The organism is Microbacterium sp. 22179 (assembly GCF_052045715.1).
In the GTDB taxonomy this organism is placed as follows: domain Bacteria; phylum Actinomycetota; class Actinomycetes; order Actinomycetales; family Microbacteriaceae; genus Microbacterium; species Microbacterium galbinum.
Map to the genome: position 1 here is coordinate 140,309 of NZ_JBQEPJ010000004.1, position 17,549 is coordinate 157,857.

At 69.1% G+C, this 17,549-nt stretch carries 17 protein-coding genes and 1 pseudogene; 15 read left to right on the forward strand and 3 right to left on the reverse strand.

Annotated elements, in window-relative coordinates:
- Positions 1–20 precede the first annotated feature (20 nt).
- A complete protein-coding gene (locus ACTJKK_RS10575; protein ID WP_440747948.1) occupies positions 21–1,085 on the forward strand; it encodes a LacI family DNA-binding transcriptional regulator in 1,065 nt (354 codons plus the stop codon).
- An 82-nt stretch (positions 1,086–1,167) separates the two neighbouring features.
- Here the strand turns inward: ACTJKK_RS10575 and ACTJKK_RS10580 are convergent, their stop codons facing one another.
- The gene (locus ACTJKK_RS10580) at positions 1,168–2,664 is read right to left on the reverse strand and encodes a hypothetical protein (protein ID WP_440747949.1); all 1,497 of its coding nucleotides are present in this window, start codon (positions 2,662–2,664) and stop codon (positions 1,168–1,170) included.
- 168 nt (positions 2,665–2,832) lie between these two features.
- Between ACTJKK_RS10580 and ACTJKK_RS10585 the strand changes: the two genes are divergently transcribed.
- From ACTJKK_RS10585 to ACTJKK_RS10605, 5 genes are read left to right on the forward strand one after another with little or no spacing between them, the layout of a single operon-like run.
- Positions 2,833–3,306 (forward strand): hypothetical protein, encoded by a 474-nt coding sequence (locus ACTJKK_RS10585; protein ID WP_440747950.1) that lies wholly within the window; start codon positions 2,833–2,835, stop codon positions 3,304–3,306.
- Positions 3,303–3,674 (forward strand): hypothetical protein, encoded by a 372-nt coding sequence (locus ACTJKK_RS10590; protein ID WP_440747951.1) that lies wholly within the window; start codon positions 3,303–3,305, stop codon positions 3,672–3,674. Before ACTJKK_RS10585 ends, ACTJKK_RS10590 begins: the two co-directional genes overlap by 4 nt.
- Positions 3,671–3,943, forward strand: coding sequence for a hypothetical protein (locus tag ACTJKK_RS10595; protein WP_440747952.1), 273 nt, complete (start codon positions 3,671–3,673; stop codon positions 3,941–3,943). Before ACTJKK_RS10590 ends, ACTJKK_RS10595 begins: the two co-directional genes overlap by 4 nt.
- 37 nt (positions 3,944–3,980) lie before the next feature.
- Positions 3,981–4,187, forward strand: coding sequence for a hypothetical protein (locus tag ACTJKK_RS10600; RefSeq protein WP_440747953.1), 207 nt, complete (start codon positions 3,981–3,983; stop codon positions 4,185–4,187).
- A 15-nt stretch (positions 4,188–4,202) separates the two neighbouring features.
- Positions 4,203–4,415, forward strand: a complete 213-nt coding sequence (locus tag ACTJKK_RS10605; protein ID WP_440747954.1) for a hypothetical protein — start codon at positions 4,203–4,205, stop codon at positions 4,413–4,415.
- 185 nt (positions 4,416–4,600) lie between these two features.
- Here the strand turns inward: ACTJKK_RS10605 and ACTJKK_RS10610 are convergent, their stop codons facing one another.
- Both ACTJKK_RS10610 and ACTJKK_RS10615 read right to left on the reverse strand, forming a co-directional pair.
- Positions 4,601–4,927, reverse strand: coding sequence for an L-rhamnose mutarotase (locus tag ACTJKK_RS10610; protein WP_404596909.1), 327 nt, complete (start codon positions 4,925–4,927; stop codon positions 4,601–4,603).
- A 26-nt stretch (positions 4,928–4,953) separates the two neighbouring features.
- On the reverse strand, positions 4,954–6,282 hold the full coding sequence (locus ACTJKK_RS10615) for an alpha-L-fucosidase (protein WP_440747955.1): 1,329 nt from the start codon (positions 6,280–6,282) through the stop codon (positions 4,954–4,956).
- An 85-nt stretch (positions 6,283–6,367) separates the two neighbouring features.
- On the opposite strand from ACTJKK_RS10615, the gene ACTJKK_RS10620 reads away from it, so the two are divergent.
- From ACTJKK_RS10620 to ACTJKK_RS10660, 9 genes and pseudogenes are all read left to right on the forward strand, one after another.
- Entirely contained in the window at positions 6,368–7,717 is a 1,350-nt protein-coding gene (locus ACTJKK_RS10620; RefSeq protein WP_404596907.1) for an alpha-L-fucosidase, read from the forward strand.
- 85 nt (positions 7,718–7,802) lie between these two features.
- On the forward strand, positions 7,803–9,062 hold the full coding sequence (locus tag ACTJKK_RS10625) for an ABC transporter substrate-binding protein (protein ID WP_440747956.1): 1,260 nt from the start codon (positions 7,803–7,805) through the stop codon (positions 9,060–9,062).
- 13 nt (positions 9,063–9,075) lie between these two features.
- Positions 9,076–10,038, forward strand: a complete 963-nt coding sequence (locus tag ACTJKK_RS10630) for a carbohydrate ABC transporter permease (RefSeq protein WP_440747957.1) — start codon at positions 9,076–9,078, stop codon at positions 10,036–10,038.
- A complete protein-coding gene (locus ACTJKK_RS10635; protein WP_247623950.1) occupies positions 10,031–10,915 on the forward strand; it encodes a carbohydrate ABC transporter permease in 885 nt (294 codons plus the stop codon). The genes ACTJKK_RS10630 and ACTJKK_RS10635 overlap by 8 nt, the downstream gene beginning before the upstream one ends.
- Entirely contained in the window at positions 10,915–12,081 is a 1,167-nt protein-coding gene (locus ACTJKK_RS10640) for a mandelate racemase/muconate lactonizing enzyme family protein (RefSeq protein WP_440747958.1), read from the forward strand. Before ACTJKK_RS10635 ends, ACTJKK_RS10640 begins: the two co-directional genes overlap by 1 nt.
- On the forward strand, positions 12,078–13,106 hold the full coding sequence (locus ACTJKK_RS10645) for an aldo/keto reductase (protein ID WP_440747959.1): 1,029 nt from the start codon (positions 12,078–12,080) through the stop codon (positions 13,104–13,106). The genes ACTJKK_RS10640 and ACTJKK_RS10645 overlap by 4 nt, the downstream gene beginning before the upstream one ends.
- A 5-nt stretch (positions 13,107–13,111) precedes the next feature.
- Entirely contained in the window at positions 13,112–13,816 is a 705-nt protein-coding gene (locus tag ACTJKK_RS10650; RefSeq protein WP_440747960.1) for a GntR family transcriptional regulator, read from the forward strand.
- A gap of 166 nt (positions 13,817–13,982) precedes the next feature.
- Complete coding sequence (locus ACTJKK_RS10655; RefSeq protein ID WP_247957332.1) at positions 13,983–16,946, forward strand: Na+/H+ antiporter subunit A; 2,964 nt, start codon at positions 13,983–13,985, stop codon at positions 16,944–16,946.
- A pseudogene (locus ACTJKK_RS10660) lies at positions 16,946–17,449 on the forward strand (Na(+)/H(+) antiporter subunit C); the annotation flags it as partial. The gene ACTJKK_RS10655 and the pseudogene ACTJKK_RS10660, both read left to right, overlap by 1 nt.
- Between the last annotated feature and the right edge of the window lie 100 nt (positions 17,450–17,549).

Here is a 17,549-nt window from a genome sequence, read left to right on the forward strand (position 1 = left end):
GGGCGGGCTATTCTCGAAGCATGAGCAGTCAGGAGCCGCCTCGGCGCGCGACCATCGCCGACGTCGCCCGTGAGGCAGGAGTCGCGACGTCGACGGCATCCGTCGTCTTCAGCGGCAAGGCCAAGGTCGCCGACGCCACCCGCGAGCGCGTGCTCGCCGCCGCCGCCGACCTCGGCTACGCGGGCCCGGATCCGCGAGCCGCCTCGCTACGACTCGGACGCAGCGGCATCGTCGCCGTCGTCTTCGAGGGGCACCTGCGCAACGCCTTCCTCGATCCCGTCACCACCGCCATGATGGACGGTCTCGCCGACGGGCTCGCCGAGCTCAGCGCCGGCATCCTGCTCATGCGCGACGAGCCGGGCGAAGACGGCCCCGGCCTCGCCAGCGCACCGGTCGACGCCTACGTGCTGATCGGCTGGTCGGGTCGCACGCGCGAGTCCGTCGAGGTGGTGCGCGGTCGCGGGCTGCCGGTGGTCGTGATCGAGGGCGACCCGGGCGACGGCACAATCCCCCGCATCGCGCTCGACAACGCGGATGCCTCGGCCGAAGTCGCCCAGCACGTCTACGACCTCGGGCATCGCGACGTCGCCCTCATCACCCTCACGCTCGGCCACGACCGCGAACGCGGGCCCGTCACGCCCGAGCGCCTCGCCGCCGCGACCGTCGGGGTGACCGTCGACCGGCTCGAGGGCATGCGTCGCGTCTTCCCCGACGCTCCCGCGATCTCGGCATCCGGCAGCTTCATCGACGAGGGCATCGTCATCGGACGGATGCTGCTCGCCGACGCCGCGACCCGACCCACCGCCGTGCTCGCGCAGAGCGACCTGCTCGCGGTCGGTGTGATCCGCGCCGCGGAGGAACTCGGCCTGCGGGTGCCGGAGGACGTCTCGGTCGCCGGGTTCGACGGCATCGCGATCGACGGGCTCGGCGGGCAGTCGCTCACCACCACCGTGCAGCCGGCCGTCGAGAAGGGGCGCGCCGCGGGCGAGCAGGTCGCGCGGATGCTCGGCGGCGAGGCCGGGGAGACGCAGAACCTGACATGCGTGTTCCGGCCCGGCACGACGACCGGGGCTCCGCCGCGCTGAGGCCCTTCGTCTCGCTTCGCTCGCTCAGGAACCGGATTGTCGCCGGTCCCTGAGCGAGGAGCGCAGCGACGAGACGAAGGGCTCAACTGTGCTGCGGCCCCAGCGGAAGTTCCGTCTCGCCGAAGTCGAGGATCCGGTAGCGGCCGCACTCGAGGACCTCGTCGGGGATCGCCTGGATCGGCAGTTCCCACTCGACCGTCTGCGCATCCTCGACGAGGAACGACACGGTTTCGGCGTCGAAGTCCGTGCGGTTCACGAGCCACGCGTAGCCGTTGAGCTGGTGGTCGACCTGCACGAGCTGCGACGGGTCGTCGAGGTGGAGCTTGGGCAGGCGAACGGTCCAGAACTGCCCGGCGCCGGTGCGAGCGGATGCCTCGACCCAGTCGGTCACGCACGCGGCATCCGCATCGGGTGCGTTCGCGGCGTCGCTCAGGCGGGGGATGCTGAGGCCGCCGCCGACCAGCAGGATCACCGCCGCGACCACCACCGCCTGTCGCCGGAGTGGCGCCGGCATCCGCAGCGTGCCCGGCATCGCGACGAGCGCGAGGACCGGGGCGAACGCGAGCGGTTGCAGGTAGCGCGCGGCGTGCGTGCCGAGCGCGATCGCACCGACGGCGACCAGCAGCGGCACGACCCAGGCGGCCACGGCGACGAATCGCGAGCCGGGGTCGTCGACCCGCACGGTCTGCACGACGGCCAACGCGATCAGGGCGAAGACGAGGAGGAGCCCGACGACGTCGAGCGGCGTCGAGAGCCGCGCCGCGAGCAGGTCGCCGTAGTAGCCGATCGACTCGCGCCAGAGGTCGGGCTGGGCGTATCCGGCACCGGTGTTCGCGATCCATGCCGAAAACGGAATACGCGCGGCGAAGCCGAGCGCGGTGCCGCCGATGAGTGCGGCGAGAACGGTCAGCATCCGTCGTCTCGTTACTGCGCGCAGGGAGCTTGCGATCGCGATCGCACCGAGCGGCACGGTCGCCCAGGCCGCGAACAGCGGGTTCGACAGCGTCGAAACGAGGGCTACGGCGCCGAGCGCGAGAGACATCGGCACGAGGCGGGCGCCGTCGAGCATCCGTCGGGCAATGCCGATCGCGAGAACTACCCCGACGACGGTCGCCGAGTAGTACGTGGTCGTGAGCTGCAGCGAGGCGAGTTCGAGGGCGTCGCGCGAGGCGGAGGTCTCGGTCATCGCGAGCGCGCCGAACGCGGCCAGGGCGACCAGCGACCAGGCGACCGGTGCCCGTCCTTCTCGCTGTCGCCCGGCGACGAGCCGCAGCGCGCCGTAGAGGGTGAGCAGGTTCACGACCGCGCTCACGGCGAAGAGTCCGTTCGTGTCCAGCGGCAGCGCCACGTCGAGACCGGTGAAGACCGCCGTCTCGGGCACGAACAGTACGCTCGACATCGCCCAGTCGAGCGGATCGCCGGCGAGCAGAGAACGCGAGAGCATCGCGACGATGAGCGAGTCGCCGTCGCGGAACAGCAGGTCGGCTCGGGCGGAGGAGGCGACGGATGCCGCGACGATGACGGAGACGGCGGCAGCCAGCACCCAGCCTCCGAGCTCTCGCACCCACGTCCGCGTCACGGGCTTACTCTGCCACGACAGTGTTCTCGCGGGGGACGCTTCGACAGGCTCAGCGACCCAGTTCTTGTCAGCGGCCCAGTGGCGTGGGATGAACACGAGCTGGGTCCCTGAGCCTGTCGAAGGGCCCCGCCCCATGGCCGCTCGATGCCGCAGTTGTATAGTCAGCGCATGCGGAGGATCTGCGCCGGCGTCGGCCTAGCGGCGATCCTTGCTGTCGGGCTCACCGGGTGCATGCTCCCTTTCCCGGGCGAGTACACGAACTCGCCGCTGAAGTTGTCGAAGGTGGATGGGAGCCCGGCCATTGCGTACTGCGGCGATCCCGGGACGCTCGTCTATGTCGTTATGTGGTGGGCGCAACGGTCGGACACCTCGTATGGTGAGGTCGCCTTCAAAGCGTCAGGAACGGCGGAGATTCTCACCGGAACGATCATCGGGCCTTCCTCCCTCCCCTCCGGAATGACCGTCGCGGACGACTCAGGATTCCCCGCAGACTTGGACAACATAGACGTCACTGTCGAGGTCGACGGTATGAAGTCGAGCGTTCAGTTCTTCTTCGAGGATGATGTGGCATCGATCGAGGACTGGCAGCCGGACGGATGGATGCACGCGGACGGGTCGTACAGCGAAGAGCCGTGCGGATGAACCTCCGCAGCACCTGCGCCGGCGTCGGCCTAGCGGCGATCCTTGCTGTCGGGCTCACCGGGTGCAACCTCCCTTTCCCCGGGGAGTACACAGATGCGCCACTGAAGTTGTCGAAGGTGGACGGGAATCTGGCCATCGCGTACTGCGGTGATCCCGGAACGCTCGTCTTCGTTGACATGTGGGTGGCGCGGCGATCGAACACGGCGCGCGGCGACGTTTCGTTCGAAGCGTCGGGCTCGGCGGAGATCGTCCGCGGATCGGTCATCGAAACTGCCGCGCTCCCCGCGGGGCTGACCGTCACCACCAACTGGCAGCCGGACGGATGGATGCGCGCGGACGGCACATACAGTGAGGAGCCGTGCGGATGAGTGACTTCGGGCCGAGCATCGTGGTGCCGCTCGTCGCGGGAATCGTCGCGTTGGTGGGAGGCCTGCTCCTCATCAGGTATCGAAGGTCGTTCTTCGACAAGACCGTAAAGGTCCAGCGCAGGCTCGTCGGGCGGCCAACTTCCCGGGCCTTCGAGCGTCTGCAGAGTTCATTCTGGATCGGACTCGCGGGCGTGGTCGCATCCGTTATGGGAATCGTGCTCATCGCCGCGTGCGTGGTCGCGTTCGTGCGCGCATCGGAGGGTGGGTGAAGACGCGACCGTGAATCCGGACTTCATCATCGGGGGAGTGCTCGTCGCCGTCGGGATCATCGCCATCATCGCGCGGCGGCCCTTCATGCAGCTCATCTATCGCGGCCTCCGCATGTTCTATGGAGAGCCCTTGGCTGATGACTCGATTCGCGGACGCCCGCTCGTGCGCATCGCGGTGGTCGGCGCGTTCATGATCGTCGTCGGCGGCGCGAAGTTGGTGACGGCGTTCATCGGTTTGTCCTGAGGCGGCTTCATGGATATGACAGGCACTATCGCGAACCTCGTAGTGGGGTCGCTCACCGTCGTCATCGGCGTGCTCATCGTGCGGTATCGCAAGGCGCTCAACAAGCGCGTGTTCGACAAGCAGACGGAGTTCTTCGGGCGACGGTTGGCGCAGATGTCAGCGGGTCTTCAGACGCCGACGATGATGGGGTCATCGGTTGCGGGTTTGTCGGGCTCGGGGTGTGCATGATCGTTTTCGGCGGGATGGGGATCGTTCGCCTGGGATGAGGGTGTGTGCGCGTGGGGGACGCTTCGACAGGCTCAGCGACCCAGTTCTTGTCAGCGACGCGGGCCCGGCCCTTCGTCTCGCTTCGCTCGCTCAGGAACCGGCGGCTCGGTCCCTGAGCGAGGAGCGAAGCGACGAGACGAAGGGTCTCAGCCGACCTGGGCGCGGAGGTCCCAGACCTGTTCGATCGGGGCGAAGCCCTCGGCGCCGTCCGGGCCGCGGAACAGTTCGACGAAGCGGCCGATGTCCTTCTGCCACTCGGCGTTCGCCGGGTCCTCGTCGAGCGCGGCGACCGCGGCATCCCAGTCGTCGCACTCGACCAGGTGGAACAGCCGCTGTCCCGAGCGCCAGATCGTCCAGTCGTGGATGCCGATGCGCGCGAACGTCGCGGCGAGGGCATCCGGGATCCGGGCGTGGTGCGTGCGGTAGTCGTCGATCGCGCCGTCGCGGATCTCGGAGTGCAGAGCGATGCGCATGGGCATCCTTTCGTCGGTCGTGCGGGTCAGTCGCGCGAGCGGAAGGAAATCGCGACGGGGGTCGCGGCATCCGCTGCTTCCACCACGATGGCATCTCCGTCGCGCGACGCCGAGACCGGCTCGTCGCCGATGCGCGCGCTCGTCTCGTCGAGCAGGCCGTCGGGATCGGACAGGCGGATGCTTCCGGGCTGATCGGTCACGGCATGCACGGCGCCGTCGGTGCGGGTCCAGCGCACCCACGGCTCGTCGGATGGCTGCAGGCGCGGCTCGGGCCGGGCACTGAAGACGGCATGCCCGAACCGCTGGTTCCACTCGCCCAGCCCCTCGAGCGTCTGCCGCTGCGCGTCGGGGATGCGACCGGATGCCTCGAGTCCGATGTTCAGCAGCAGGTTGCCGCCGCGCGACACGACGTCGACGAGCAGGCGCACGGCCTCGTCGGCGGTGAGGAGGTGCTCGGGACCCTCGTTGCGGTTGTGCCCGAACGAGAGGCCGATGCCGCGGCAGTTCTCCCACGCCTCGCCGACCTCGACCGCGGTGCCGTGCACGTACTCGCTGGTGCGGAAGTCCCAGTGCGACTCGCCCCACCGGTCGTTGACGACGCCCTCGGGCACCGCGTCATAGAACTCCTGGAACGCGTGCGCGAGGCTCTTGGGCCCGGGTTCGATCCCGGCCTGCGGCCAGCGGATGTCGCCCCAGAGGATGTCGGGGCGGTAGCGGTCGATGAGGTCGATGACGTGATCGTGCGCGTACTCGGCGTAGGCGAGGTCGTCGGGGGCCGGGGCGTCGTCGCGGTCGATGGCCGGCAGATCGGAGAAGTGCCAGTCGAGACCGCCGGAGTAGTAGACGCCGAAGCGCAGGCCGCGGGCGCGGGTGGCGTCGGCGAACTCGGCGATGAGGTCACGGCTTGGTCCCCGGGCGACGGTGTTGCGTCCATCGGTGGCCGGGGCGTCCCACAGGGTGACGCCGTCGTGGTGCTTGGTGGTGGGGATGAAGTAGCCGGCGCCGGTCGCGGCGACGACCGCGAGCACCTCGTCGGCGTCGAACTCCTCGGCCTTCCACTGGTCGAGGAAGTCGTCGTACGGGGCTCCGCCGTGCACCTCCTGCTGATGACGGTGCGCGGGCGATCCCTCGATGCGGATCGTGTTGGCGTACCACTCGGCGTAGGGGTTGTGGGCGTACCACTCCTCGCGCGGCACGGCCCCGAGCTCGCCCGTCGGCTCGGCCCAGGCGGGAACCGAGTACGGCCCCCAGTGCACGAAGATCCCCAGCGCCGAGCCGCGGAACCACTCCGGCAGCGGGCGCTCGAACGCGCGGTACTGCGCGGGGCGAACAGGATCGGTCTTGAACATGGCCATCATCGGCACCTTTCGTCACACCCTTGTGAACTGCTTCGACTATCACCTATCCTATAGGAAATCTGGAACTCAACGAGGAGCTTCAATGACACTGGCAGACTTCCGACGCCCCACCACCCGCATCCCCGGCGGTGAATGGTTCAGCGGCGCGGGCTTCGGCATCTTCGTGCACTGGGACCAGGCATCCCAGCAGGGCATCGAGATCTCCTGGCCGCTCGTCGGCCGTTCGATCATCCCGGGTGTGGATGCCGTGGACGACGCAGTGACCGTCGCCGAATACCAGGCCACCGCGCCCACGTTCGACCCGCAGAACTGGGATGCCGCCGACCTCGCGCGCCGCGCGAAGGCGGCCGGTGCCACGTACGTCGTCTTCACTGCGCGCCACCATGCCGGATACAACATGTTCTTCACGGAGCAGTCGGACTTCGGGGTCGAGCACGGCCCGTTCGGTCGCGACATCACCCGCGAGTTCGTCGACGCCGTGCGCGCCGAGGGCCTCAAGGTCGGCATCTACTACAGCCTCCCCGACTGGAACCACCCCGATTACCCGGCGTTCCGCGACGAGGACCTGCCCTACAAGCTCGAGCACTGGCCCGCCGCCGGCATGCCCGAGTTCGCCGACACCCCGGATGCCACGGATCGTCACCGTCGCTCCAGCCCCGAGGAGTGGTCGCGCTACCTCGAGTACGTGCGGGCGCAGCTGACCGAGCTGCTCACGAACTACGGCACGATCGACCTGCTCTGGTTCGACGGCGACTGGGAGCGCTCGGCGGCGGAGTGGACCGCTCCGGGTCTGCGTCGCCTGATCAAGGAACTGCAGCCCGACGTCGTGATCAACGACCGCCTGCCCGGGCAGGGTGACTACCGCACGCCCGAGCAGGGGTTCCCGCTCACGGTGCCCACCGGTCCGTGGGAGCTGTGCCTCACGATCGGCGACCACTGGGCCTGGCGCACGCACCCCGACAACGAGAAGTCGGCGCGGTCGCTGCTGGTGACCCTCATCGACGTAGTCGAGCGCGGTGGCAACCTGCTGCTCAACGTCGGCCCCGGCCCCGACGGCACCCTGCCCGAGGTCGAGAACGAGCGCCTGCAGGAGTTCGCCGACTGGATGCACGCGCACGCCGAATCCGTGATCGGTGTGGAACCCACGCAGGGCATCGACTTCCACGGTCCGACGACCGCCCGCGAAGGGCGCCTCTACCTGCACCTGACCGCGATCCCGGTCGACGAGATCATCGTGCGCGGTCTGCCGGTGCGGCGCATCACGCGGGTGCACCGGCTCGCCGACGGGCTCGAACTGCAGCACGACGCCAGCTTCGAGGTGCACGAGGCCTCTACCGCCGGCGACGACTCCGGTGAGCTGCGCATCGTCGCGCCGGCATCCCCCAGCGGTGCCCTCATCGACGTCATCGCCATCGACTTCTCCACCGAGTGATCCGAGCAGTACCGCAGTAACCCGAGCAATACCCCCTCAACAACACACGCATCAGTTGCAGCATCCAATGAAGGAGGCAGTCAGTATGAATGCAGTCTCGAACCGGCGCGCGAAGCGCCTCATCCTCACCGGCGTCGCCGGCCTCAGCGCCCTCGCTCTCGCGGGGTGCGCGAGCGGCGGCGGCGGGGGAGGCGGCGGCGAGGCCGGCGGCCCGCTCGTGCTCTACACCTGGGCCGCCAGCGAGGGCGACCAGGCCCAGTGGGCCGACTTCATCTCCGGGGCGCAGGCCGAGGATCCCGACCTCGACATCTCGGTCGAGGGACCGAGCTTCTCCGACTACTGGACCAAGGTGAAGACCCGCCTCTCGGGTGCCAACCCGCCCTGCCTGCTCACCACCCAGGCCGCCCGCGCACAGGAGCTCGGCGATCTGCTCATGCCCCTCGACGACCTGATCGAGAAGAGCGGCTTCGACATCGAGAACATCGACGAGTCGATGCTCAGCGGCATGACGGTCGACGGCACGATCCGTGCGATCCCCTACGATGCCGAGCCCATCGTGCTCTTCTACAACGTCGAGGCGTTCCAGGCCGCCGGCCTCGAACTGCCGGGTGCGACCTACACGCGCGACCAGTTCGTGTCGGATGCCAAGGCCCTCACCGACGGCGACAAGAAGGGCCTCGCGCTCGCGCCCGGCATCTTCATCCCGAACGCGTGGTCGCTGGCCGACGGCGTGCCCGCGGTCACCGAGGACGGCGAGCTCGACCTCACCAACCCCGAGTTCGTCGAGCAGATCCAGAGCTTCTTCGACCTCGTCGCGGTCGAGGGCGTCGCGAAGGCCCCCGAGGCCGCCGACGGCTCGGAGGTCGCGCAGCAGGCCTTCACCAGCGGCGAGGTGCCGATGCTCATCGAGGGTCCGTGGATGTACGGCAGCTTCGCGGATGCCGCGGACTTCACCCTCGGCGTCTCGATCGTTCCGTCGACCAGCGGTGAGGCCGCGGCGATGACCGCCGGCTCCGGCTTCGGGATCGCGGCGAACTGCGACCGCCCCGACGAGGCGTTCGCGGCCATCGAGGCGCTCACCTCGCTGTCGGTGCAGGAGAAGCAGGCCGAGGCCCGTGGCATCGTCCCCGCTCGCATCGAGGCGCTCCCGGCCTGGGCCGAGGGCAAGACCGAGGGCTCGTCGGAGGTCGTCGAGGCTCTGCTCTCGAACGCGACCCCGCAGCGCACCACCCCGACCTGGAACCAGGTCGAGACCCTGATGACGCAGTACGGCGTGCAGGGCTACCGGGGTGAGCTGACGGCGGAGGAGATCATGGACACGATCACGAACTCGGTCGCGGGCTGAGCGGATGGCGATCATGAGCGACCGGAGCGAGGCGACGGCCTCCTCCGCGATGCCCGGCGTGGCGGGGGTGCCCATCGGCGCCCCCGCCCCGCCGGGGCCGCGGCTGCCGCGTCGGCGCGGGAACGGGTGGGTGGCGGTCGCGTTCCTCGCCCCCGGGATGATCGGGTTCGTCCTCTTCATCCTCACCCCGCTGTTCGGGTCGGCCTTCATCAGCCTCTTCGACTGGAAGCTGTTCGGGAACCCGGATTTCATCGGCCTCGAGAACTACGTCAAGCTGTTCCGCGACCCGACCTTCTACACGGTGCTCGGCAACACGATCATCTTCGCCGTGGTCTACACGGCGCTGAACCTGTTCGTCGCTCTCACGATCTCGCTGTGGCTCAACACCCGTATGAAGGCCGCGGGCGCGTGGCGGGTGATCTTCTTCCTCCCGGTCATCACCCCGATGGTCGCGAACGCCCTCGTCTGGCGGCTGCTGCTCTCGCAGGACGGGCTCGTGAACTCGATGCTCGCCACCGTCGGCATCGACGGGCCCAACTGGCTCTCCGACTCGGCCTGGGCACTGCCCTCGGTGATCGCGATGTCGGTGTGGCAGTCGTTCGGCTACAACGTCATCGTGCTGTCGGCGGGACTCAGCGCCATCCCGAAAGAGCTGCTCGAGGCATCCCGCATCGACGGCACCAGCGCCTGGCAGCGATTGCGCTACATCATCCTCCCGCTGCTCTCGCCCTCGCTCTTCTTCTGCTCGACCATGACGATGATCGGCGCCTTCCAGGTCTTCGTCCAACCGCTGTTCCTCACGCAGGGCGGCCCGGGCGAGAGCACCAACACGTTCGTGCTGTACCTCTACCGCAACGGCTTCGTCTTCGACCGGCTCGGCTACGCCTCCGCCCTCGCGTGGATCCTGTTCGTCGTGGTGATGCTCATCACGGCCCTGCAGTTCGTCGGCCAGCGCAAGTGGGTGAACTATGAGTGATCGTGACCTCTCGGCGACCGCGCTGCTGATCCTGCCGCGCCGTCGGCACCAGCGCCGATCGACCCTCAAGGAGTGGCTGAACACCGCCGCGATCGCGCTCGTCGCGCTGATCTTCGCGTTCCCCTTCATCTGGATGTTCCTCACGGCCCTCAAGCCCGAGAACGAGGTCTTCACGGCGACGCCGCAGATCTTCGGGTCCGAGATCCGCTGGGCGAACTTCGTCGAGGCGTGGACGGTCGTGCCCTTCGGGCGCTTCATCCTCAACGGGCTCATCGTCGCGATCGCCGGTGCCGCGCTCTCGGTCGTCGTCGCCGTGCTCTCGGCCTATGCCTTCTCGCGGCTGCGCTTCAAGTTCCGCGACAAGCTCTTCCTGCTGTTCGTGCTCACGCTCGTACTGCCGCAGGAGGTGCTCGTCGTGCCGCTGTTCATCATGATCAACAGCTGGGGCTGGAACGACACCTACGGCGCGCTCATCATCCCGTTCGCCTTCACCGCGTTCGGCACGTTCCTCATGCGCCAGTTCTTCCTCACGATCCCGATCGAGTACGAGGAGGCCGCGCTCATCGACGGCGCCTCGCGCCTGCGCACGCTCTGGTCGGTGCTGCTGCCGCAGCTGGTCGCACCGCTGAGCGTGCTCGCGGTCTTCTCGTTCATCGGCTACTGGAACTCGTACCTGTGGCCGCTGATCATCATCAACACACAGGACATGGCGACCGTGCCGCTCGGGCTGGGGATGTTCACCGGCCAGTTCGGCACGCAATGGTCGCTACTCATGGCGGCGTCGACGCTCGCCGTCATCCCCTCGTTGATCCTCGTGCTGCTGCTGCAACGGCAGCTCATCAAGGGGGTCACCCTGGGCGGACTCGGAGGACGATGATGAACGCATCGCAGAACACCGGCTCGAGCATCCTCGACGCCACCACCACGGCCACGGCCGTCGCCGATGTGACGGCGGGCAGCCGGATCGTGCACGTCGAGGCGCAGCTGGTCGACCTGCCGGTCGAGACCGTGCGCACCGACGCCCTGCAGACCTTCGTCAAGCAGGAGACCATTTTCGTGCGGATCCGCACGGCCGACGGCACCGAGGGCGTGGGATACAGCTACACGATCGGCACGGGCGGCGGGGCGGTGCTGAGCCTGCTGCGCGAGACCCTGCTGCCCGCGCTGATCGGGCTGGAGGCCGAGAGGCCCGAGGCGGTGTGGCTCGCGCTGTTCGGCATCACCCGCGCCACCACCGTCGGGCCGATCACCGCGCTCGCGCTCGCCGCGGTCGACACGGCGGTGTGGGATGCGAAGACCCGCCGCGCCGGCCTGCCGCTGTGGGTCGCCGGCGGGGGAGCCTCGCCGTCGATCCCGATGTACGACACCGAGGGCGGATGGCTGCACCTCACCGTCGACGAGCTCGTCGCGCACGCGGTCGCGTCGAAGGAGCGCGGCATGGGCGGGGTGAAGATCAAGGTCGGAAAGCCCCGCGGTCACCAGGACCTCGAGCGTCTGCGGGCCGTGCGCGACGCCGTCGGCGACGACCTCGACATCATGGTCGACGCCAACCAGTCGTTCACGGTCTCGGAGGCGGTGCGCCGTGCGCGCCTGTTCGAGCAGGTCGACGTGTTCTGGTTCGAGGAGCCGCTGCCCGCGGAAGACATCGAGGGCCACCGCCAGCTCGCCCGGTCGACCTCGGTGCCGATCGCGGTCGGCGAGAGCATGTACTCGATCGGCCACTTCCGCGAGCACCTGCAGCGCGGGGGCGCCTCGATCGTGCAGCCCGATGTCGCCCGGGTCGGCGGCATCACGCCCTGGCTCAAGATCGCGCACCTGGCGGAATCGTTCAACGCCCCCGTCGCCCCGCACTTCCTCATGGAGCTGCACGTCTCGCTCGTGTGCGCCATCCCGAACGCCCTCTACCTCGAGCACATCCCGCAGCTGCGGGCCGTCACCACCGACGAGCTGCGCATCGAGGGCGGTCGCGGCTGGGCGCCGACCACGGCGGGCCTCGGCATCGCGTGGGACGATGCGGCGCTCGGGCGGTTGATCGTCTCGTGACCCGTCCCGTTCCCGTGCGCATCGGTCGCGGCGGACTCTCGGCCCCGCCGATCGGGTACGGCGCGGCGGCACTCGGCAACCTCTACAGCGCGCTCGCCGACGACGCCTGGCCCGAGGTGGTGCCCGCGGCGTGGGCCGGCGGCATCCGCTACTTCGACGTCGCCCCGCACTACGGTCTCGGTCTGGCCGAACGGCGGTTGGGGGAGAGCCTGCGCGCGCTGCCGCGCGAGGAGTTCATCGTCTCGACCAAGGTCGGACGGCTGCTCGTGCCGCAGGATGCCGCGGGCCGCACCGACATCGACAACCTGTTCGCCGTGCCCGCCGATCATCGGCGCGTGCGCGACTACTCGCGCGACGGGGTGCTGCGCTCGATCGACGACTCGCTCACGCGCCTCGGCCTCGACCGGATCGACCTGGTGCTGGTGCACGACCCCGACGACTTCGAGGCCGAGGCCCTCGACGGCGCCTTCCCCGCGCTCAGCGAGCTGCGCGACCAGGGCGTGATCCGCTCGTTCGGAGCTGGCATGAACCAGAGTGCGATGCTCGCCCGGTTCGTGCGCGAGACGGATGCCGACGTGATGATGGTCGCCGGGCGCTGGACGCTGCTCGACCAGTCCGCCGGCGACGACCTGCTGCCCCTCGCCGCCGAGCGCGATGTCTCGGTGCTCGCGGCGGCCGTCTTCAACTCCGGCATCCTCGCGACCGACACCCCCGTGCAGGGGAGCCTGTTCGACTACGGTCCCGCCGACCGCGCGGTCGTCGAGCGCGCGCAGGAGATCGCGCGCATCGCGCACCGGCACGGCCGCACGCTGCCCGAGCTCGCGGTGCAGTTCCCGCTGCGGCATCCGGCCGTCGCCGCCGTCGTATTGGGCGGGGCCAGCGCCGCCCAGCTCGCGCAGAACAGCGCGCTCGCCGACCGACCGGTGCCGGAGGAGGTCTGGCGCGAACTGCAGGAGCAGGGCCTGCTGGGAACGGATGCCTCCGCGCGGCAGCCGCGGGCGCGAGAAGGGCAACCCGTACGATGAGACTCATGTTCAGCGACGACGAAGCCCGTGGACCACGGGCTCTGCCCGCCCGCCGCGCCCTCGTCGACGACGTCTACGACGCCGTGCTCGGGCTGCTCATGGACCGGGTGATCGAACCCGGTGCCCGCGTGAACATCGACGCGGTCGCCCGCGACCTCGACGTCTCGCCGACCCCGGTGCGCGAGGCCCTCACCCGCCTCGAGTCCGAGGGGCTCGTGATCAAGCGCGCGCTCAAGGGCTACGTCGCCACCCCGCTGCTCGATGCCGACGGCCTGCGCGACCTCTACGACATGCGCGAACTCCTCGAGCCCGAAGCGGCACGCCGCGCGACGACGCACATCGACGCCGAGACCGAGGCCGAGCTCACCGCCTCGGTGGCGCAGATGCGCACGGCATCCGCCCCCGACGACGACGAGCACTTCGAGAACTACCGCCGCTTCATCGACGAGGACCTGCACTTCCACCACCTCATCGCCGAGCACGCCCAGAGCCCGCTGCTCTCGGACGCGATCGTGCGGCTGCGCTCGCACATGCACCTCTACCGGCTCAACTTCCGCCACGACTTCGAAGACGACACGGTCAGCGAGCACGAGAAGATCCTCTCCGCGCTGCGCGATCGCGATGCGGATGCCGCGGCAGCCGCCATGCTCACCCACATCACCAACTCCTACGCCCGCCTCGGCCCGGTGCTCGCGGCGCGCTCGGAGTAGCTCCCGGGGCGCCCATCGTCTCGCTTCGCGGTCCCTGAGCGAGGAGCGAAGCGACGAGACGAAGGGCCGCGGCCTAACGGTTCCCTAACGCCAGGTAGAATGGAACCAGACACCCGCCCGCCTGCGCCGTTTTCCCCCGGCCGACGAGCCCTGAGGAGCCGCGTATATGCTGACGCTCCTCGCCGTGTTCCTCCTCGGGTCTCTCCTGATGCCCGTTCTGGTGCGCTGGCTGGGGTCTCAGGCATTCGCGATCGCCGCTCTCATTCCCGCGGCGGCATTCGTCCACGCGCTGGTGATGACACCGCAGGTGATCGACGGCGACTCCCCGTTCGTCTCGGTGTCGTGGATCCCGCAGCTCGGGCTGAACCTGTCGATGAACATGGACGTGCTCGGCTGGGTGCTCACGCTCATCGTCACGGGCGTCGGTTCGCTCGTTCTCCTCTATTGCCGCTGGTACTTCCACGACGACTCGGCCGGGATCGGCCAGTTCGCCGGCGTGCTCCTCGGCTTCGCCGGAGCGATGTACGGCCTCGTACTCACCGACGACCTGGTCATGCTCGTCATGTTCTGGGAGGTGACGAGCATCCTCTCGTACCTCCTCATCGGCCACTACCGCCGCCGCGCGGCCAGCCGTCGTGCCGCGCTGCAGGCGCTGCTGGTCACCACGCTCGGCGGACTCGTGATGTTCGTCGGCGTCGTGCTGCTGGTGGTGGATGCCGGAACGTCGAGCATCCGCGAGATCCTCGCCGAGGTGCCGACCGGTCCGATGATCGATGCCGCGATCGTCATGCTCCTGATCGGCGCGATCAGCAAGTCGGCGATCTTCCCGTTCCACTTCTGGCTGCCCGGTGCGATGGCCGCTCCCACTCCGGTGAGCGCCTACCTGCACGCCGCCGCGATGGTGAAGGCGGGTATCTACCTCATCGCGCGCTTCGCGCCGATCTTCGCGCTGAGCCCCACCTGGCGTCCGATCGTGATCAGCCTCGGCATCCTGACCATGCTGATCGGCGGGTTCCAGGCGCTGCGCGAGACCGACCTCAAGCGCATCCTCGCCTTCGGCACGGTCAGCCAGCTCGGTTTCTTCGCCGTGGTCGTCGGCTACGGAACGCAGGCCGCGGCGCTGGCGGGGCTCGCGCTGGTCATCGGCCACGCGCTGTTCAAGTCGGCGCTCTTCCTCATCGTGGGTGTGATCGACCGTCAGCTCTCGACGCGTGACATCAACGAGCTCTCGGGCGTGGGCCGGCAGGCCCCGGTCATGACGACGGCGGCGTTCATCTCGATCGCCTCCATGGCCGGCATCGCCCCGACCCTCGGTTTCGTGGCGAAGGAGTCGACGCTCACCGCGCTGCTCGACGATGCGATCGGCGGATCCGCGTGGGGACTCGTCGCCCTGATCGGCGTGATTCTCGGATCCATGCTCACTGCGGCATATGGCGTGCGCTTCCTCTGGGGAGCCTTCTGGACCAAGCGCGACGCGCAGGGCGATCGGATGCCGGACACCCCCTGGCCCGACCCGCCCGTCGGGTTCCTGTCGGCGCCGATCATCCTCGCGGGCGTCACGCTCGCCGCCGGCATCGGCGCTCCCGCGCTCGACGTCGCGCTGCAGGGGTACGCGGTCACGGCAACCCCCGGCCTCGACGCCGAGGGGCTGGCCGTCGAAGGCCCGGGGCACCTCGCCCTCTGGCACGGCTTCGAGCCGGCGCTCGGCATCTCGATCCTGTCGATCGTGCTGGGCTTCGGGATCTTCCTGCTCTCCCGCCGCACGGGCTGGGACCGCAAGGCCCGCCTGCTGCCGTTCACCGCGGCCGATGTCTACTACTTCGTCATGCGCGGCGTCGACCGGCTGTCGGTGCTCAGCACGACCCTCACCCAGCGCGGTTCGCTGCCCGTGTACGTCGGCACGATCTTCGTGGTGTTCGTCGCCGCCGAGGTCACGGCGCTCGTCGCGACCGACATCGACCGCTTCCAGCTGTCGGCCTGGCACACGCCGGTGCAGATCGTCGTCGCGCCGATCATGGCCGCCGCCGGTCTCTTCGCGGTGCGGGCGCAGAAGCGCTACACCGGAGTCGTGCTCGTGTCGGTCACGGGCCTCGGCATGGTGGTGCTGTTCGCGACCAGCGGCGCCCCCGACCTCGCGCTCACGCAGATCCTCGTCGAGACCGTCACGATGGTGACCTTCGCCCTCGTGCTGCGCCGCCTGCCCTCGAAGATGGGCGAGCACAACGCCTCGGTCGGGCGCATCCCACGGGCGCTGCTGGCGGTGGGCGTCGGTCTCACGATGGCGCTCGTCGCCGTGGTCGCCACGCAGTCGCGCATCCACGAGCCCATCTCCACCTCGTTCGCGCAGCTCGCCTACGAGATCGGCCACGGCAAGAACGTCGTCAACGTCGCCCTGGTCGACTTGCGTGGATGGGACACGATGGGTGAGCTGTCGGTGCTCGTGCTCGCCGCGACCGGTGTGGCCTCGCTCGTCTTCGTCACCCATCGCGCCGACATGCTCGCCGCCACCCTCAAGCTGCCGCGGTCGAAGCGCCGCCGCACGCAGAGCCGCCCGCTGGTCGAGACGACCGAGGGCATCCGTTTCCAGACCACCGAGAACGAGAGCAGCCCCCGGGCCTGGCTCGTCGGCGGAACGAAGATGAAGCCCGAGAACCGGTCGATCCTGCTCGAGGTGATCGTCCGGGTGCTGTTCCACACCATCATCGTGGTGTCGATCTTCCTGCTCTTCTCCGGTCACAACCTCCCCGGCGGCGGTTTCGCCGGCGGTCTCGTCGCGGGCATGGCGCTCGTCATGCGCTACATCGCGGGTGGCCGCTGGGAGCTCGGTGCAGCCGCACCCACCGACGCGGGACGTCTGCTCGGCGCGGGCCTCATCCTCGCGGTCGGCAGCGCGCTGATCCCCCTGTTCTTCGGCCAGGCGCCGCTCACCAGCACGTTCTGGGAGTGGGAGATCCCCGGCTTCGGCCACATGGAGTTCGTCACCTCGACGATCTTCGACGTGGGGGTCTACCTCGTCGTCATCGGCCTCGTGCTCGACGTGCTGCGCAGCCTCGGGGCCGAGGTCGACCGTCAGACCCAGGCGCTGCGCGATGCGCCGATGGTCTCGCGTGAGAGGCGGGGTGCCCACTGATGGACGTCTCGCTCACCCTCATCGTGATCATGGCCGTGCTCTTCGCCTGCGGAGTGTACGCGATGCTCGAGCGCAGCCTGACCCGCGTGCTCATCGGATTCCTGCTGCTCGGCAACGCGACGAACCTGCTGCTGATGATCGTCATGGGCGTGCCCGGACGCGCGCCGTTCTACGGCGTCGACGGCGACATCAGCGACCCGCTCCCGCAAGCGCTCACCCTCACCGCCATCGTCATCACGTTCGCGGTCTCGGCGTTCCTGCTCGCGCTCATCTACCGCTCCTGGCAGCTGGGCCAGGCCGACACGGTCGAGGACGACGAGGCCGACATCGCGCTGCGCGAGCGCACCGACGCCGACGAAGATCTCATGGACGACGAGTCCGAGTCCGACGACGACGAGGCCACCACCGACTTCGTCGGCGTGCAGACCGCGCCGATCACGGTGCTCCACATGCGCGACCACTCGTCGATCCAAGACGACGCGCCCGTCGATCGGGCGTACGGCTCGTACGGGACGGATGCCTCCGCGGGCGTGCTCGATGCCGAATCGGCGCCTCCCGACGACGACGAAGAGGAGACCGAGTCCGTCGACGAAGCGGATGCCG